The sequence below is a fragment of the Labrenzia sp. R5_0 genome, assembly GCF_017743835.1.
Taxonomy (GTDB): Bacteria; Pseudomonadota; Alphaproteobacteria; order Rhizobiales; family Stappiaceae; genus Roseibium; species Roseibium algicola.
This window is the reverse complement of record NZ_JAGHRK010000002.1, coordinates 923,045-940,829: the sequence shown is the minus strand read 5'-3', so window position 1 is coordinate 940,829 and position 17,785 is coordinate 923,045. Positions and strand designations below refer to the sequence as shown.

The 17,785-nt window shown below is 60.9% G+C and carries 13 protein-coding genes; 8 read left to right on the top strand and 5 right to left on the bottom strand.

Features of this window, described 5'->3' with window-relative positions:
- Positions 1 to 32: 32 nt before the first annotated feature.
- From J7447_RS13190 to J7447_RS13170, 5 genes are all read right to left on the bottom strand, one after another.
- Positions 33 to 1,136 (bottom strand): endonuclease/exonuclease/phosphatase family protein, encoded by a 1,104-nt coding sequence (locus tag J7447_RS13190; RefSeq protein ID WP_209169819.1) that lies wholly within the window; start codon positions 1,134 to 1,136, stop codon positions 33 to 35.
- 82 nt (positions 1,137 to 1,218) lie between these two features.
- Entirely contained in the window at positions 1,219 to 2,778 is a 1,560-nt protein-coding gene (locus tag J7447_RS13185; protein ID WP_209169818.1) for a tetratricopeptide repeat-containing sulfotransferase family protein, read from the bottom strand.
- Between the two features lie 140 nt (positions 2,779 to 2,918).
- Positions 2,919 to 4,475: a sulfotransferase gene (locus J7447_RS13180; protein WP_168684828.1), complete on the bottom strand. Its 1,557-nt coding sequence runs from the start codon at positions 4,473 to 4,475 to the stop codon at positions 2,919 to 2,921.
- A gap of 60 nt (positions 4,476 to 4,535) precedes the next feature.
- Positions 4,536 to 6,515: an excinuclease ABC subunit UvrC gene (gene uvrC, locus J7447_RS13175; RefSeq protein WP_286189131.1), complete on the bottom strand. Its 1,980-nt coding sequence runs from the start codon at positions 6,513 to 6,515 to the stop codon at positions 4,536 to 4,538.
- Between the two features lie 89 nt (positions 6,516 to 6,604).
- On the bottom strand, positions 6,605 to 7,618 hold the full coding sequence (locus J7447_RS13170) for a calcium/sodium antiporter (RefSeq protein WP_022998053.1): 1,014 nt from the start codon (positions 7,616 to 7,618) through the stop codon (positions 6,605 to 6,607).
- 370 nt (positions 7,619 to 7,988) lie between these two features.
- Between J7447_RS13170 and J7447_RS13165 the strand changes: the two genes are divergently transcribed.
- The 8 genes from J7447_RS13165 to J7447_RS13130 all read left to right on the top strand — a co-directional run bounded on the left by J7447_RS13165 (position 7,989) and on the right by J7447_RS13130 (position 17,776).
- The gene (locus tag J7447_RS13165; protein ID WP_022998052.1) at positions 7,989 to 8,660 is read left to right on the top strand and encodes an outer membrane protein; all 672 of its coding nucleotides are present in this window, start codon (positions 7,989 to 7,991) and stop codon (positions 8,658 to 8,660) included.
- Positions 8,661 to 8,929: 269 nt separating this feature from the next.
- Positions 8,930 to 10,441: an HlyD family efflux transporter periplasmic adaptor subunit gene (locus J7447_RS13160; RefSeq protein WP_209169816.1), complete on the top strand. Its 1,512-nt coding sequence runs from the start codon at positions 8,930 to 8,932 to the stop codon at positions 10,439 to 10,441.
- A gap of 56 nt (positions 10,442 to 10,497) precedes the next feature.
- A complete protein-coding gene (locus tag J7447_RS13155; RefSeq protein WP_209169815.1) occupies positions 10,498 to 13,677 on the top strand; it encodes an efflux RND transporter permease subunit in 3,180 nt (1,059 codons plus the stop codon).
- 134 nt (positions 13,678 to 13,811) lie between these two features.
- Positions 13,812 to 14,816 (top strand): aldo/keto reductase, encoded by a 1,005-nt coding sequence (locus tag J7447_RS13150; protein ID WP_209169814.1) that lies wholly within the window; start codon positions 13,812 to 13,814, stop codon positions 14,814 to 14,816.
- A 143-nt stretch (positions 14,817 to 14,959) separates the two neighbouring features.
- On the top strand, positions 14,960 to 15,163 hold the full coding sequence (locus tag J7447_RS13145) for a hypothetical protein (RefSeq protein ID WP_209169813.1): 204 nt from the start codon (positions 14,960 to 14,962) through the stop codon (positions 15,161 to 15,163).
- 171 nt (positions 15,164 to 15,334) lie between these two features.
- Complete coding sequence (locus tag J7447_RS13140) at positions 15,335 to 15,739, top strand: SxtJ family membrane protein (RefSeq protein ID WP_031268239.1); 405 nt, start codon at positions 15,335 to 15,337, stop codon at positions 15,737 to 15,739.
- A gap of 47 nt (positions 15,740 to 15,786) precedes the next feature.
- Positions 15,787 to 15,936 (top strand): DUF5989 family protein, encoded by a 150-nt coding sequence (locus J7447_RS13135; protein WP_022998046.1) that lies wholly within the window; start codon positions 15,787 to 15,789, stop codon positions 15,934 to 15,936.
- 4 nt (positions 15,937 to 15,940) lie between these two features.
- Entirely contained in the window at positions 15,941 to 17,776 is a 1,836-nt protein-coding gene (locus J7447_RS13130; protein WP_353653791.1) for a carbamoyltransferase, read from the top strand.
- Positions 17,777 to 17,785 lie beyond the last annotated feature (9 nt).

The window sequence follows — 17,785 nt, the reverse complement described above, 5'->3', positions numbered from 1 at the left end:
AATTTTCAGGTGCCGGGCGCAGGTCGCCGAAGTCAGTTGGTCGGCGTCTGGGCGATCTCCACGATCAGCGGCAAATGATCGGAACCGATATCGGGGCCAAGCGAAACGTTGACGATCTGGATGTCCCTGGAAACGGCGAACTGGTCGACAGGCGCACCGAGGATCCAGTGCAGGCTGTAGTCGAAGAAGAAGCGCGTCGTCTGCGGCCATCCGTCCGGATAGGCCGTCTTCAGCCCGTTTCGTGTCAGTGTCTGCTGGAACCGGGCAGACCAGGGTGAACTGTTCCAGTCGCCGATCGCCAGAATGTTGCTGCCGTTGTCGGCCTTCAAGGTATCGATGACGTTATCGGCCTCGTCGAAATAGCGGCGCTTGTTCTCCCAGCGGATCTTCGAACGTGGGCTGTCCGGATGAATGACCAGGAGATGCAGCGGCGCCGAGCCGGTGTCGACGGAGAGCGACAGCAGTTCCCTGTCGCCATCGTAATAGACATTGGCTCCGGGAGGGACATCGCCAGAGATGACACGGGTTTCTTCCGACGTCAGCGGAAAGCGGGAATAGACCGCCAGGCCCCCCAGGTCTCCGACCTTCAGGTATTCGGGAAATCCGTTCTCGCCGGCACCGCCGGTCGGCAACCCCAAGCGTTGCCAGCGGCGTTCCTGAAGCCACCACAGCACTTCCTGAAACACCACGACATCAGGCTGTTCCTTTTCCAGAAAGGCCTGCAAGACCTTGTCGCCCAGAAACAGGTGTTCAAGGTTGATGGAGACGATCTTGAGCGGTCGATCTCCCGGTGCCGCGGGACCAAGGGGCTTGGTGTTGGCAAGCGTGCGAGCTCCGGTGAACCCGGCCAGGCTGAGAAAGGCGATCACGGCCACGAACCAGGTCAACCGGTACATCAGACGAAGCCGGTGCCGAACGAGGAAACCGGCCGCACCGCCAAGACACCCTGCCAGGCCTGCGGCCAGAAACTGTCGCAGGAAGAAGCTCATGTTGTCCGCAAGCCAGACGTCCGGCGCCAGAAAGGCAAGCAGGCCGAGCACACTGACTGCAATGGCACCAAGGCTTCCGCACCAGCCGATCAGGGATAATACGCTATGGATCAGGGAACGCGGTTTAGCCTGGGGCTTTCGAAACATGGCAGCCTGGGTCCGATTTCATGAGAAGGCGGCTGTGCTTAGCACGGACTGTGCGGAAGGTGCGACCTGTTTTGCCGCAAAGTCAGTTCGCCTTTGCCTCGAGCGCTGCCAGCAGCGGCTGAATATGCGCTTGATAAGCCCTCCAGCGCCCGACGGACGAGCCATAGACAGGTCGGCGTGCCTGCTCGCGGCTGAATGTGAAGATCTGGGTGGTCTCATCAGGGGGCTTCAGACAATCGTCGTCCCAGTCCAGGCCGGTATGGGCGAGCAGGGCCCGACTTTCCGTCTCATTGTCGCTGACAAGGCTTTCATAGGACTGATGCCTCAAGGCAACCGGCAGAACCTCTGACCAGTGGGCCATCAGATCACGGTAGAGATTGAAATAGCGGCCAAGTGAAGCCTGGCTCTCATTGTAGGAATGATGCGGCGGTAGCGGCGTCATGTAGATCGAAAGACAGGTGTCTTCTGCGCTCCGCGTCACACGCACGAAACTGGCGTTGGGAAAAAGAAGGGCGAGAAGCCAGAGGTTTTCGTAATTGTGAGGCATCTTGTCGATTACACGGTGCGCTCTCTTGTCGATATCCTCCAGATGGGAGAGATAGCGGCGGCCGATGCGCTGAGCGTCCTGCCGTGTCATCTGACGGGCAGTCTCAAAGAGTTGCGGGCCGTGTGTCCGGCCGGACGCCAGATCATGAATCCGATCGGGGATGAACTGAAGCTCCCCCGCGGCCCGTGCGGCAGGGTGCCGGCCGATGATCCGCTCGACCAGGGTCGTGCCGGAGCGAGGCATGCCGAAAACGAAAACCGGCCTGTCACTTGAAAGCGCCCAGTCCTTCCGCTGTTCGAAAAACTCCCGGTCAAAGGCGGCCTTGCAGCTTTCCACGAAGGCTTTCTGCACGCCCGGATCGTGGGCGGGGTAAAGGCCCGTCCGGTATCCGTCGAAAAAGGAAAATGCCTTGCCGGTGTCGCCTGCGGCGTCGCAGATCTTGCCTGCGGCAAACGCAAGACGGGTGACTTCGGCGGTTGCGGCGCCTTGTGGCAGGTTCGCAAGATGCCGTTCAATTCCGTCAAGGACACTTGCCTTGAGAGTTTCGTCCTGAACCTCGGCAGCCGCGGTCAGGATTGCGGGATCGGAAGGGGCCTCTGTGAAAGCGATGCGAATATGGTTTTCAGCAATCTCCCGATTGCCGAGTGTCATTTCCAGTTCGAAGAGGCCCAGATGAGCACGCGGCGACTGCGGATCGGCCTTCAGAGCCTGCTCGAAGGCCTGCCGGGCAAGTCCGGAGCGCCGGAGATCGGCGTAGACTTCACCAAGGACGCGTTGCGCGTATTCAGACCCCGGTGCGAGCGACGCCCCCTTGCGCGCATGAGGCAGTGCGTCTTCGCTGCGCCTCTCGATGTTGAGTGCGCTTGCGAGTGTGGTGTGAACCACTGCTTCCTTTTTCGCGCCTTTTGCGGCCTCTTCCAGATGGGGGATCGCCTGCGCGGTCCGGCCGAAGGAGAGGCAGGCGATGCCCAGGCCATACCGTGCGCGGGCATTGCGCGGATCGTTCTGGAGCACTGCCTCCAGAAGCGTCTGAGCGCGGACGAATTGTCCTGCTTGAAGAAGAGCGAAAGCTTGTTCGGTCGGATCTGGGTGCATCTTTGTCCGGTGGTCTGCACCGCACAAGCGGCTGGTCTCGCGAACACACCCGTTTCCAAAAGAGGCGCGGAAGACGCGCCGGGTGCCGGTTTGTCGCTACAGCTTGTGATAAACCGGCCTGAAGATGCAACCCTCCGGTGTCAGGTTTCGATCCCTGCAAGTCCTTCGAGTAGCGGGCCAATGTGATCCCGGTACTTTTCGAAACGGTTCACGGCCCCAGTATGAATGGGTTGCCTGACCTGGGCCATGGAGAAGGTGAAGACCTGCGCCTCATTGCTTTCGTGATGGCGGCAGGCATCGTCCCATGCCAACCCGGCGTGACTAATCAGTGCGGGGCGCTCCGTATCCGGATCGCTGACAAGGGTCTCGTAGGACTGATTGCGGATCTCAACCGGTAGCACTGTGCTCCAGTGCGCCATCAGCTTTCTGTACTGGCCATAATAATGGGCGAGCGATTGCTGGCTTTCACAGTAACCGTGCTTGCCGGGCAGGGGCGTCATGTAGATGGAGACGCAGGTATCGGCCGGGTTGCGGCTGACATGGCAGAAACGTGCATTTGGGAACAGGAGGGCGATCAGCCAGAGGTGCTCGAAATTCTGCGGCATCTTGTCGATCACGCGGGCACTTTTCTTGCTGAAACCGTCGAGCAGGGTCAGGTACTTGCGGCCGATGCGCTGGGCGCTCTTGCGGTCGAGGGCCAGGGCGGCGTCGAAGAAGGCGTTGTCACCGGTGTGGCCTTTCGTCAGGCCATCAATCTGTTCGTCAAAGAAACTCAATTCACCTGCGGCGGTCGCCTTGGGATGAGCGGACAGGATGGCCTCGACCAGCGAGGTGCCTGATCGCGGCATGCCGAAGACAAAGACGGGCCTGTCGCTGGTGAGGGCATAATCCTTGCGGTCATCGAAAAACTGTTTCGAGAAGACTTCCCGGCAGGTTTCGACATGGCGTTCCTGCCGGTCGGCATCATAGTGGCCGTAAAGGTCGTTTCGATGCTGCCCGAGATAGTGAAAGGCCTTGGGCGTGTCGCCGGTGTCGTCGCAGATCTTGCCGGCTGTGAAGGCAAGCCTTGCCCGCTCGACTTTCGCCATCGGCCGGTCCGCATCGTTCAGCAGGGTCTCGATCTTTTCCAGCGCCTCTTTCTTCAGTGAAAGGTCGGAGAGGTCCCTTGCACTGATGAGAACCGAGGGTTCCTCGGGAGCCAGTTCCAGTGCGCGCCGGAAATGGGTTTCGGCCTCGTCCATCTTGCCGAGCGAGACTTTCAGCCGCGAGAGCGCCAGATGCGCGATCGCCGAAGCCTCGTTGATGGCAAGCGCGTTTTGAAAGGCATGTTCGGCCATGACGGGCCGCCGCAGCCTTGCGTAGATCTCGCCCAGGGTGCGGTGGGCGAATTCGGACTTGGCGTCGAGGGCGACTGCCTTGCGCGCATATGGCAGGGCCTCCTCGAAACGGTTGTCGAGGGTGAGGGCATCCGCAAGTGTAGCGAAGATGACGGCTTCCTTCTTCGCGACCTTCGCGGCAGCTTGTAGATGTTCGATTGCCCGGGATGCGTGACCGTGGGTCAGATAGATGACACCAAGCCAGTGATTGACCTGCGGATCGCGCGGATTGGCTGCATTGAGATCGGTCAGGATCTCCAGCGCCATGCCGTAATCCTTTGCGTCGATGCACCGAAGCGCGGCTTCCAACGGGTTTGACACTCTCAGAATTCCTTGGCTTTGGCAAAATCATTGGCCGGGAGGAGCCGCCGGCCGGACGTCCTATTCATGAAAATGGTCATAGACCAGTTTGGCAATTGCCTCGGAAATGCCGGGCACGGCGGCCAGGTCGTCGACCCCTGCCTTGGAGACGGCCTTGGCCGTGCCGAAGTGGCGCAGCAGGGCCTTCTTCCGCGTCGGACCAACACCCGCGATCTCATCCAGCGGGTTCCTGGTGATGTCCTTCTTGCGGCGGGCCCGGTGGCTACCGATGGCAAAGCGGTGCGCTTCGTCGCGCAGGCGCTGGACGAAATAGAGGACGGGGTCGCGCTCGGGCAGCATGAAGGACTGCCGGCCGGGGATGAAGAATTTCTCCCGTCCGGCATCCCGGTCCGGTCCCTTGGCGATGCCGACGAGCGGGACATCGGTGATGCCGAGGCTTTCCAGAGTCTCGCGGGCCGCGGTCAGCTGGCCCTGGCCGCCGTCGATGAGCACCAGTTCCGGCCAGGCCGGTACGCCGGTATCGGCAGGCGCCGTTTCCAGTTCGCCCTCATCGGTATCCTGGAGGGCTGGGTCGACCGCCTCCGGCTTGCTGTCTTCGCGGGCGTGTTCCTTCAACAAACGGGAGAAGCGCCGCGTCAGCACTTCGCGCATCATGCCGTAGTCGTCGCCGGGGACGAGATCTTCCGACTTGATGTTGAACTTGCGGTACTGGCCCTTGGCGAAGCCTTCCAGGCCGGCAACGATCATGCCGCCCACCGCATTGGTGCCCATGATGTGGGAGTTGTCGTAGACCTCGATCCGGCGCGGTGATTGGGGCAGGTCGAAAGCTTCCGCGACGCCTTTCAGCAAACGGGCCTGGCTGGAGGTTTCCGCAAGTCTGCGGCCAAGCGCCTCGCGTGCGTTGGTCAGTGCGTGGTCGACCAGTTCCTTCTTTTCCCCGCGTTTGGGGCAGGCGACGTCGACTTTTCGGCCTGTGCGTTCGGAGAGCGCCTGCGCGAGAAGGTCCTGTTCGCTCAATTCGTGGGAGAGCAGGATCTGACGTGGAGCGGGTTTATCGTCATAGAACTGCGCCAGGAAGCTTTCCAGAATATCGGCTTCCTCGAAGGACTTGTCGGCCTTGGGGAAGTAGGCCCGGTTACCCCAGTTCTGTCCGGTGCGGAAAAAGAACACCTGCACGCAGGTCTGGCCGCCTTCCTGGTGGATGGCGAAAACGTCGGCTTCCTCGACCGACTGCGGATTGATGCCCTGATGCGCCTGAATGTGTGACAATGCCGACAGGCGGTCGCGGTAGATGGCTGCGCGCTCGAACTCCAGATCGGCGGACGCGGCTTCCATCTGCTTTGCAAGCTGGGTCTTGATCAACTGGCTGCGGCCGGAAAGGAAGGCCTTGGCCTCCGACACCAGGCCGGCGTAATCCGCCGGATCGATTTCCCCGGTGCAGGGGCCTGCACAGCGCTTGATTTGATACTGCAGGCAGGGGCGGGAGCGGTTTTCGTAATAGCTGTCCGAGCAGGTCCGGATCAGAAAGGCTTTCTGGAGCGCATTGATGGTGCGGTCGACCGCGCCTGCCGAGGCAAAGGGGCCGAAGTACTCGCCCTTGCGCTTGCGGGCACCGCGATGCTTGACGATCGCGGGGGATTCATGATCACCGGTCACCAGTATGTAGGGAAAGGACTTGTCGTCGCGCAGCAGCACATTGAACCGTGGCCGCAGGCGCTTGATCAGGTTGGCTTCCAGAAGCAGGGCTTCCGGCTCTGTCTGGGTGACGACGAATTCCATCGACGCCGTCGCCAGGATCATGCGCATGATCCGGTTGGACTGGCCCTGCAGGCGCGTGTAGCTGGTGACCCGTTTCTTGAGGCTGCGGGCCTTGCCGACGTAGAGAACCTCGCCGTTTTCGTCCAGCATCCGGTAGACGCCCGGCCCGTTGGGCAGGCGCTTGACCTCGTCGGCAATGACCTCGACGCCCTTGCGTGCGGGGGCATTGCCGGTCTCCGGCGCGGATACGGCGCTTTTTTCAGAATCAGTATCGTCCTGCATGCCAGACATTTAAGCCGCGCAAGGCAATAGGGAAAGAGGCGGGTGCGGCGAAGCGGTGCTCTGCTGCCAACCGGCGGCCAAAAGAGTCTTCAGGAGGTGTGACCCAGCACATAGACGGTGGCGATATAGGCGCAATAGGCCGCCGTCATGACAGCGCCGGATATTCGGCCGAGACAGATGCGCATTCCCGCCAGGATTGTCAGCAGGATCGCACAGGCCAGCATCACCCAGATATCCAGCTTGAGGACTTCCTGCGGCACGTCGATCGGCACGATGACGGCGGTGATGCCGATGATGGCGAGCAGATTGAAGACGTTGGAGCCAATGACGTTGCCAATGGCGACGGCACCATGCTGGCGAATTGCGGCCATGACCGTGGTGGCAAGTTCCGGCAGGGAGGTGCCGAGGGCGATGACGGTCAGGCCGATGACGGCTTCGCTGACGCCCCAGGAGGTTGCGATCGACGTTGCTCCGCTGATGGTGAAATGCGCACCGAGCGGCAGTCCGACCAGGCCGAGAAGAATATAGGCAAGCGCGATCCAGACGGAATCGGGAACATCCTCAACCTCGTCCAGGCCATCATCGTCTTCCATCGGGATATCGGCAGCGGCGGCGCCTGCGGATGCCGCGGCGATGGCTTTCTGCTCTTTCCTGTGCTTCTGCGCCATCATGGTGGAGGCTGCAAGGAAGACACCGAGCAGTGCCAGAAGAATGAGGCCGGCGGTCAGGCCGATGGGCGTGAAGAAACAGAGCGCCATGAAAACAATGGTGACTGCGACCATGAACAGCGCGTTGCGCGTCGCGCCGGTTTCACCACACGGGGTTGCCGCAATCAGCGCGGGCATGCCCAGAACCAGAAGCACGTTGGCGATGTTGGAACCGACCACATTGCCGATGGCGATGCCGCCGGCGCCTTCCAGCGCGGCTTTCAGGGAAATGACCAGTTCGGGAGCAGAGGTGCCGAAGGCGACGATGGTCAGACCGATGACCAGATTGGGAATGCCCAGACGCTGCGCAATACCGACCGAACCCCTGACCAAGACATCGCCTGCGATAATCAGAACAACAAGTCCGCCTGCGAGGCTGATGTAGTCAAAGAGCATTTACGAATTTCCGGTTCGGGTCAGTTTCAATCTTCGAAGGCGGCTTCAATGTGGCAGCGCCAAAGTTCAACTTGGCGCCTTATACGCAATAGATCGGTGAGGGGAAAGCCGCGGACAAGGATCTTTCTACCGGCCAAATGGGGTTCCTGAATGCAAATTGCAATTGTCTTTACGGGTCTTTCATCCTGTCAGAATGTTGCCTCCATTTGTCATCAAAACTCCCCATTCTCAATCCTGATCCGCCACAAACGATCTCCATATCTTGTCATTGGGGGAGAGTGAGGACGCGGCTTTATACCCGTCCAACTCGCAACTGGCCGGCAATTTCCGGCCAACGCACTAATGGATAAAGTGGATCTGGAGTACTCAAATGAAACGTCTTGCACTTGCTGGCATGGCCCTGACAGCCGCGACGGTCGCATCGGCGCCTGTCCTGGCTGCGGATTTGCCGCAGTCGCCGGCACCGGCCTATGAGGCGGTTCCGGCTCCGCAACAGAGCATCGATTGGACCGGCCTTTATATCGGTGGCAATCTCGGATGGGCTTTCGGCCAGTTCGACAACAAGGCCGGCAACAACACCGGGCTTGGAGTGGATGCGAACGGCATCGCCGGCGGTCTTTACACCGGTTACAATTTCCAGGTGACGCCGAACATCGTGGTCGGCGCGGAAGCCGACTTCAGCCTGACCGACCTGGAAAAGTCCAAGTCCAACGGTGGCCTGACCCTGCGGTCCAAGTCTGACTGGAACTCCAACTTCCGTGGCCGTGTCGGTTACGCCTTCGACCGTTACATGGTCTATGGCGCCGGCGGTCTGGCAATTGCCGACCTGGAAGTTTCCGGCAATGGCGACACGGACAGCAAGACCGCCCTGGGCTGGACCCTTGGCGCAGGTGGCGAAGCAGCCATCACCAACAACATCAGCGCCAAGCTGGAATACGTCTACCAGGATTTCGGCGAACAGGATTTCAACCTGAACGGAACCGGCGTGAGCTCGGATTTCAACAATTCGCAGGTTCGCATGGGCATTGGCTACAAGTTCTAAGCCAGCCTCCCGGCCGATACGGAAAACCCGGTACCGCAAGGTGCCGGGTTTTTTCTTGTCTGCTTTCCGGGTGTCTTCGGCCGGCTGCGGCAAAGAGAAACGGCTGACGGGCGAACAGGCGGCCGGCGTATACAAGACGATACAAGTCGTTACAAGCTTTTCAGAATTTCGCCCCAGTACCGTGTTAGTTAAGGAACCTGACGTTAAGTGCCGGTGCCCGGGTGACTTCCCTACAACCCGCTAGCCCGGCCCTTCAGGTGGAGAGGCGAATGCGGTTTCTGATGCGCGGACTTGTCGGTCTGGCGTTGATGGCGATCATGATCGGGTTTGCCGGTTTTGGCGGCTACCGTCTGTATACTGCTATGACGGCAGAAGAGACCGCGCAGCGACGTCCTGCCCGCGAACGCAGCTATTCGGTCAATGTCGCCGAGCTGACATCGCAAACGGTCGCGCCTGTCACGACTGCCTACGGCCAGGTGGAAAGCTGGCGGACGCTGGAACTCAGGGCCAGCTCGGAAGGCAGGCTTGTCGAGGTTGCCTCCAAGTTTCGCGACGGTGCCGCCGTCGCAAAGGGCGAACTGCTGCTGAGGATCGATCCGGCCAATGCGGAATTCCAGGTGCTGGACGCGGAAGCGGCCCTTGCCGATGCCGAGGCCCAGAAGGCGGAAGCCGCGGAAGCCATTGTCGGTGCCGAGCAGGAACTGGAAGCAGCCCGGCGCCAGCTGGACTTGCGCAAGCAGGCGCTGGAGCGTCAGCAGCAGCTGAGGGACAAGGGGTATTCCACGGCCGTACAGGTCGAGACCGAAGAACTGGCCGTCGCCTCCCTTGAACAATCGCTCAGCAATCGCCTGCAATCGGTCATCACTGCACGCAAGCGCATCGAGCGGATGGATCTGACGGTCAAGCGAGCCCGGCTCGCTCTGGACGATGCCAGGCGTACCCTGGAGGAAGTCACTCTGACGGCCCCCTTCACCGGTTATTTGTCTGAGGTCAACGCCACGCTGGGGCGCCGCGTCAGCTCTTCGGAGACGCTGGCCCTGTTGATCGATCCGGCGGCGCTGGAAGTTCGTTTCTCGCTGTCGACCGACGAATTTTCCCGGCTGCTGGATACCAGCGGAAGTCTGGTAAAGGCATCCGTCACAGCAGTCCTGCAGCTGGGAGGCCGGTCGATCGAGGTTCCAGGTACCATTGACAGGGCCGCGGCCGTGGTCTCTGAAGGCGAAGCGGGGCGGACGCTGTTTGCGACGCTGGATCTGGAGCCGGGTACGGTGCTGCGGCCGGGCGACTTCGTGAAGGTGAATGTGCTTGAACCGGAGCTGACCCGTGTCGCGAAGGTGCCTTCGGCGGCGCTCACGGAAGACGGTCGCATGTTGATCGTTGGCGAAGGGGATCGGATCGAGGAAATCAAGGCGACGATCCTGCGCCGGATGGGCAATGAAGTCATCGTGGCCAATGTCCCCTTTGGCGCTGATTACGTGCGTGAGCGCTTGCCGCAGCTTGGCACCGGTCTGAAGGTTACTCCCCGGCGCAACACCGGTGGGCAGGATGACCCGCAACCTGACGAGCCAGCGACGGCGCAGGCGCTGGAAGCGGGCGAAGCGCGTCTCCCCGGCGACCTGGTGGCGCTGGAACCTGAACGACGCGCGGCGCTGATTGATCAGTTGAACAGGTCCGACATGCCGGAAAACCGCAAGGCCAGACTGCTTGCCCTTCTGAACAAGCCGATGGTGCCGAAAGAGCTGATCGAACGGCTGGAGCATGGCGGCGGTAACAGCGGCTGAACACCGCTGTAAACCCTGTCACATCCGACCTGATATTCTGATTGGAGTGTCCCCACATGCGTTCTCCTGGCGGATCGCAATTTGCCTCGCTGCTGGACTACATGGTCCGGCACCGCACAGCGGCGAACCTGCTATTGGCCATGATGCTGATCAGCGGGTTCGCGGCCTCGACGCAGATCCGGACGCAGTTCTTTCCCGATTTTGTCCGCGAGGAAGTGGACGTCGTCGTCAATTGGTCGGGCGCCGGGCCTGAGGATCTCGACCGGGCCGTTGTCGAAATCCTGGGGCCGCAGCTGCTTGCCATCAACGGTGTCGACGAAGCCACATCCGTTGCGCGCGAGGGCCGGGCCAGCATCGAACTGGAGTTCGAGGACGGCTGGGACATGGGCCAGGCAACCGACGAGGTGAAGGCCGCCGTCGATCAGGCCCGCTCCAGTCTTCCCGAAGGCATTGACGAACCGGTGGTCACCCGCAGCGTCTATTCCGACCGGGTGACAGATGTCGTCATGTATGGGCCGGTCGATATCGACCAGCTTGCCCGCTTTGCCGAAGATCTCCAGACCGTCTTTTTCCGCCAGGGCGTCACGCGGGTCACCATTCGAGGACTGGAAGACCCGATCATCCGGGTGAATGTCGGCGAGAACATGCTGGTGCGGCATGGTCTGACGCTTGCCGAAATCGCTGACGTTGTTTCGGCGGAGATGGAAACGACGCCCGCAGGCGATGTCGCCGGCAGTTCCGCCCGGCTGCGCACCGGCCAGACCCGGCGCAGCGAGCAGGAGCTGGGAGAGATCGTTCTGAAAGCGCCCTCGCAAGGGGAAAAGCTTGAGCTGCGATCCGTTGCCGACATTGTCACCGAAGGGGTGGAAAGCGGCCGGGCCTATTATCACAAGGGCATGCCGGCGGTGGTTCTGCGGGTCAGCCGGAGCGCCCAGGGAGACACCATCGAGATCCAGCGGGCAGTGGAGCGGATCACGGCGGACTTCCAGCACACCCTTCCAGAGGGTGTTGTCGTTCAGCTGACCAACACCCGCTCGCAGGCGATCATCGACCGGCTGGACATCCTGGTCGAAAACGGCATCTTCGGGCTGGCCCTGGTGCTGTTGTTCCTGTTCCTGTTTCTTTCAGCCAGAACGGCCTTCTGGGTGGCTGCCGGAATCCCGGTGGCGATGGCCGCCACGATCGGCCTGATGTATGTCTTCGGGATCACGCTGAACATGATCTCCGTTTTCGCGCTGATCATCTGTCTCGGCATCGTCGTGGATGACGCCATCGTGGTCGGCGAGCATGCCGACTTCCTGCACAGGCGCGGCTATTCGCCAGCGGAAGCCGCCAGCCTTGCGGCAAGGCGCATGACGGCACCGGTCTTCTGCGCCTCCATCACCACGTTGATTGCCTTTGTCGGACTGGTTGCCATCGGTGGGCGTTTCGGCAGTCTTGTCGCCGATATTCCCTTTACGGTGTCGGTGGTGCTGATTGCCAGCCTGGTGGAATCCTTCCTCATCCTGCCGGCCCACATGAACCACGCGCTGAAGGCCAGCAAGAAGAAACACTGGTTCGACCTGCCCAACCGCCTGTTCAACCGGGGCTTCGTCTGGTTCCGGGAAAAGCTGTTTCGCCGGTTCGTCGGCTGGGTTCTCGCCGTGCGGTATCCGGCCATCGGCTTTGCGCTGATGGTCCTGGCGCTGTCGCTCACCTTGGTTTTCGACAAGTCGGTTCGCTGGCGGTTCTTCAATGCGCCGGAACAGGCAGTGGTTTCCGCCAGCATTGCCATGATGCCCGGGGCAAAACGCGATGACACCAAGGCGATGATTGCGGAGATGGAACGCGCGCTTGACGTGGTCAACCAGCGATACAGCGAGCAATACGGCGCCGAACCAGTGGTCTTCGCGCTCTCCACCGTCGGCGCTACGGCAGGGCGCGGCCTCATGGGGGCAGATACCAAGGACGCCGACCAGCTTGGCGGGATTTCCATAGAACTGCTCGACCCCGACCTTCGGCCCTATTCGGCCTTTCAATTCATCGGCGACTGGCGCGAGGAGATCACAAATCCGCCGCTTCTGGAAACGCTGGCCCTGCGCGGCGAGCGTTCAGGTCCGGGGGGCGACGCGATCGACATCAAGCTCTACGGCAACTCCACGGAAAACCTGAAAGCCGCTGCCGAAAGCCTGAAGCAGTCTCTGGCGCCTATGGAAGGCGTCAGCGCGCTGGAGGATACGCTAGCCTATGACAAGCCGGAGCTGAACCTGACGCTGACACCGCGCGGCGAAGCCCTTGGCTTCACCACGGAGGAAATCGCCCGCATTCTGCGCAACCGGCTGGAGGGTATCGAGGTTGCCGAGTTTCCGATCGGCAGGCGAACGGCAACGGTGAAAGTGCTGTTGCCGGATGAGGAAACGGATGCCGCGTTTCTCTATTCAACGCGGGTGCGCACCGATGCCGGCACCTATGTTTCCCTGAGCGAGATTGTCAGCATCGACAGCACCTACGGCTTTGCCTCGGTCCGCCGCAGCGACGGGCTGCGCACACTGCGGGTCTTCGGTGATGTATCGGAGGACAATCCGGCAGCCGCTGCCCGAGTGACCGACATGCTGCAAAACGAGCTTCTGCCACAGCTTGCCGCCGACTATGACGTCGAAAGCGAGATGAGCGGGCTGGCGGAGCAGGAACGCTCGTTCCTCTCCGATGCACTGATCGGCTTTGCCATGTGTCTAGCCGGCATCTACCTGGTGCTGTGCTGGATCTTCGAATCCTGGACCCGGCCGCTGATGATCATGATCATCATTCCCTTCGGCTGCGTCGGCATGATCTGGGGCCACTACCTGCACGGTATTCCGCTGTCGATGTTCTCCGTGGTCGGTTTCATCGGCATGGCGGGCATCATCATCAACGACAGCATCGTGCTGGTGACCACTATCGACGAATACGCCAAGGACCACCCCTTCCGGCAGGCAGTGGTCAACGGTGTTTGCGACCGGTTGCGGGCGGTCGTGCTGACGACTGCAACGACGGTGTTCGGCCTGGCGCCGCTGCTGTTCGAGACCAGTCGCCAGGCCCAGTTCCTGCTGCCGACAGTCATCACGCTGGCCTACGGGCTGGGCGTCGGGCTGTTCCTTGTCATCCTTCTGGTGCCGGCTCTGCTGGCGGTGCAGAAGGATTTCGGTCAGGCGATCACCAGCGGCAGGCGCCTGCTCAAGCTTCGGGGCAGGGCACCGCTTTCCGGTGGACAGGCGTGACGGCAGGAGGAGGGTGCAGTGATGGACTGGAGCAAAGCCTGAAACCGGATCGGAATACCTGATCCAATCCCGACGTCTTACCAGAAAAGTATCTGATCAAGGTCAGTTCAATCAATCGTGGAAGGAGACACGCATTGGACCGTCGTTGGCTGGGCGATCGTGCCCTGTCTGTGCCCGTTCTCAGCTTGGGGACGGCGAGTTTCACGTCCGGGCCATGGTCCGGCAATGATGCGGGTGCAGCCCGGCGTCTGGTCGACATCTGTCTCGACGAGGGGCTGAACATGTTCGACACCGCGGACGTCTATGCCGGCGGAAATGCAGAGATGGTGCTCGGGCAGGCAATCAACGGGCGCCGGGACAAGGTGATCATCTCCACGAAGGCGGGTCTGCGGACCGGGGCGGGCGAACATGACGTGGGCAGTTCACGCAGCCACCTGCTGACTGCTGTCGAGGGAATGCTGAGCCGTCTGCGCACCGACTATATTGACCTGTTCCAGCTCCATGCGTTTGACGCAATGACACCGGTCGAAGAGACCATGGAGGTGCTGGATGACCTGGTGAAAGCGGGGAAGGTTCGGCACCTGGGTGTCTCGAACTATACCGGCTGGCAGTTGATGAAGTCTCAGGCTGCGGCACGATACAACGGTTGGCAGCCGCTGGTGGCGCACCAGGTGTATTATTCGCTCATCGGCCGCGATTACGAATTCGAATTGATGCCACTGGGCCTGGACCAGCGCGTTTCAGCCCTGGTGTGGAGCCCACTTGGGTGGGGGCGCCTGAAGGGTGGCGGGAAGCACGCTTCAGCAGGCCGGCACAAGGACGCAACCCCGGACTATGCACCGCCTCTTTACGACGAAACCCTTCTTGAGCGCGTACTTGCAGCGTTGGGGGAGGTGGCTCGTGACACAGGCAAAAGCGAAGCCCAGGTCGCACTGAACTGGCTTCTGCAGCGGCCGACCGTGGCAAGCCTCATCATCGGCGTTAGCAGCGAAGCTCAGTTGCGCAATAACATGGAGGCCACCGGCTGGGAGCTGGCTGCCGAACATATGCGTCTGCTTGACGAAGCCAGCACCACCCCCGTTCCCTATCCGTATTGGCACCAACGCGCATTCCCGGAACGCAATCCGCAACCGGTCTGATCATCGTTCGATCCCATGCCCAAACGGCGGGGGAGGGAACGTCCTAACTGGATCAGAAGGGTCAGAGTGCGGCCAATGTCACATGCCGGTTTGCGGGAGCATGCCGAGGCGATGCCATACGGCCTGATCCTGCAGCCAAGGGCATGAGACTTGCCGAGATGCTGGAAGAGCTGGATCGGTCTATAAACCTTGCAATCAAGGGGTATCTGATGCCCGACACTCAGAACAGGAAACTGGTCGGCGGCAACATCCACAGCGTCTCGGGAACAACCCACAAAGCGCTCGGCCTAGGTTGCTTCAAGGGCTCCTTGCAAGCAGCCCGGTTCGCGGCTTTGTACTTCGCTTGAGCCGTATGGCTCATGCCTCCCAGGTTATCAATCCCGGTTTACGCAGTGGATCCCTCTTTCGATTTGTGCAAAACCACATCATGTGCTTAATTTTTACGCGAATATTAACTGGGGACTAACCCCGTCGATTTTGATATATATAGTACAGGTTGTTTACCTGTGTGGTTCCAAATGAGTGATCATCAGTTCAATACCTCGGTCAGGATGGGCTCCGAACGGAATTTCGGGCTGGTCTTCGCCGTGGTCTTTTTGCTGATCGGGCTGTGGCCGGTCACTGGTGGCGCCGCGCCGCGATGGATTTTGCTATCCCTTGCGGCTGTTTTTATTGCCCTTGCCATGTTTGCGCCGCAGAGCCTGCGCCTACCCAACAGGTTGTGGTTCAAACTGGGTCTGCTGCTTGGTGCCGTGATGGCGCCGGTGGCGATGGCGGTTGTCTTTCTTTTAATCTTCATTCCCATCGGTCTTGCGATGCGAGCCAGCGGGAAGGATCCGCTTTCAAGGAAAGTGGATCCGAATGAAAAATCTTATTGGATTCCCAGAACCGACCAGCCGAAGTCCATGAAACTGCAATATTAGGACAAAAATACCGGCACGGTTCCCAGACAAAGCAAGGAATTGCCTCTATGTCGATGATCGCCGAATTGTGGGGTTTTCTGCGTGATAGGCGGAAATTCTGGCTTTTGCCAGTTTTCATTGTACTGGCGATTTTCGGAGCGCTGATCGTGCTCAGCCAGGGCTCGGCGGTCGCCCCCTTCATCTATGCGCTGTTCTAGACCAGTGACCGCGATCCTGGGGATCTCGGCGCTGTATCACGACAGCGCCGCTGCACTGCTGGTCGATGGCCGGATCGTGGCCGCCGCGCAGGAGGAGCGCTTTACCCGGCGCAAGCACGATGCGGGCTTTCCCGCCCATGCCATCGCCTATGTGCTGGACGAGGGCGGGCTGGACCTTGCCAGCGTCGATCACGTCGCGTTCTACGACAAGCCCTTCCTGAAGTTCGAGCGCTTGCTTGAGTCCTATCTGGCCTATGCCCCGCGCGGCTTCAATTCGTTTCGGATGGCGATGCCGGTCTGGCTGCGCGAGAAGCTGTTTCTGAAGGACCTGCTGAAGCGAGAACTGAGCCTTTTCGACCCGGGTTTCTCCGTGGACAAGCTGCTGTTCGCCGAACATCACATCAGCCATGCCGCCAGTGCCTTCTACTCGTCCCCCTTCGAAGAAGCGGTGGTGCTGACCATCGACGGTGTGGGGGAATGGGCGACGACCACGGTCGCGATCGGACGCGGCAAGGATCTGGAAATTCAGCGCGAACTGCATTTTCCACATTCGCTGGGCCTGCTCTATTCCGCCTTCACCTATTACACCGGCTTTAAGGTGAATTCCGGCGAATACAAGGTGATGGGGCTGGCCCCCTATGGGCAACCGCGATTTCGCGACCTGATGCTGGATCGGATCGTTGATGTAAAGCCGGACGGCTCGTTCCGGCTGGATCAGCGTTATTTCAACTATGCGGCGGGTCTGACCATGACCAGCAAGGCCATGGAGGATCTGTTCGGCCACCCCGTGCGCCAGCCCGAGACGGAACCGCTGACACAGTTCCACATGGATATCGCCGCCTCGGTCCAGGCCGTGACCGAGGAGATCCTGCTGCGCATGACCCGCGCGCTGGCGCAGGAATACGGTATTCCCTCGCTGTGCCTTGCCGGCGGGGTGGCGCTGAACTGCGTGGCCAATGGCAAGATCTTGCGCGACGGCGCCTTTCGCGACATCTGGGTGCAGCCGGCGGCGGGCGATGCGGGGGGTGCGCTCGGGGCGGCGCAGGCCGCGTGGCATATGGAACTGGGCCAGCCCCGACGGGCGCAGCCCGGCGATGCCATGCGGGGTGCCTATCTGGGTCCAGCCTTCGACGACGACCGGATCGCGGCGGATCTGACAGCGGCGGGGGCCAGCTTTACCCGGCTGGACGAGGGCGAGATCCTGGCCCGCAGCGCACAGGCGCTGGCGGATGGCAAGGCCGTGGGCTGGTTTCAGGGACGGATGGAATTCGGGCCGCGCGCCCTTGGCAACCGGTCTATCCTTGGCGACCCGCGCTCGGGCTCCATGCAGAAGTTGCTGAACCTCAAGGTGAAATACCGCGAGAGCTTCCGGCCCTTCGCGCCCTCTGTCCTGCGCGAGCATGTCAGCGAGTGGTTCGATCTGGACGGGGACAGCCCTTACATGCTGCTGGTCGCCGATGTTGCCGAACGTATCCGGCGCCAGATGACGTCCGAGGAGCAGGCTCTTTTCGGCATCGACAAGCTGAACATCCGCCGCTCGGACATCCCCGCCGTGACCCATGTCGATTATTCGGCCCGCGTGCAGACCGTGCATCGCGACACCAACCCGAAATATCACGCGCTGATCTCTGCCTTTCACGACCTGACCGGCTGCCCGCTACTGGTCAATACCTCGTTCAACGTGCGCGGAGAACCGATCGTCTGCACTCCGACCGACGCCTTCCGCTGCTTCATGGGCACCGGGATCGAGATGCTGGTCGTCGGCAATTGCCTGCTGGAGAAAGAGGCGCAGGACGCCTCGCTGCACGAGAATTACGAAAACATGTACGAACTGGACTGACCGGAGGAG

Coding starts and splice junctions, on each gene's coding strand:
- J7447_RS13145 (WP_209169813.1), top strand. CDS start 14,960: ATGAGACTTGCCGAGATGCTGGAAGAGCTGGATCGGTCTATAAACCTT.
- J7447_RS13155 (WP_209169815.1), top strand. CDS start 10,498: ATGCGTTCTCCTGGCGGATCGCAATTTGCCTCGCTGCTGGACTACATG.
- J7447_RS13190 (WP_209169819.1), bottom strand. CDS start 1,136: ATGTTTCGAAAGCCCCAGGCTAAACCGCGTTCCCTGATCCATAGCGTA.
- J7447_RS13160 (WP_209169816.1), top strand. CDS start 8,930: ATGCGGTTTCTGATGCGCGGACTTGTCGGTCTGGCGTTGATGGCGATC.
- uvrC (WP_286189131.1), bottom strand. CDS start 6,515: ATGCAGGACGATACTGATTCTGAAAAAAGCGCCGTATCCGCGCCGGAG.
- J7447_RS13165 (WP_022998052.1), top strand. CDS start 7,989: ATGAAACGTCTTGCACTTGCTGGCATGGCCCTGACAGCCGCGACGGTC.
- J7447_RS13185 (WP_209169818.1), bottom strand. CDS start 2,778: ATGCACCCAGATCCGACCGAACAAGCTTTCGCTCTTCTTCAAGCAGGA.
- J7447_RS13140 (WP_031268239.1), top strand. CDS start 15,335: ATGAGTGATCATCAGTTCAATACCTCGGTCAGGATGGGCTCCGAACGG.
- J7447_RS13135 (WP_022998046.1), top strand. CDS start 15,787: ATGTCGATGATCGCCGAATTGTGGGGTTTTCTGCGTGATAGGCGGAAA.
- J7447_RS13170 (WP_022998053.1), bottom strand. CDS start 7,618: ATGCTCTTTGACTACATCAGCCTCGCAGGCGGACTTGTTGTTCTGATT.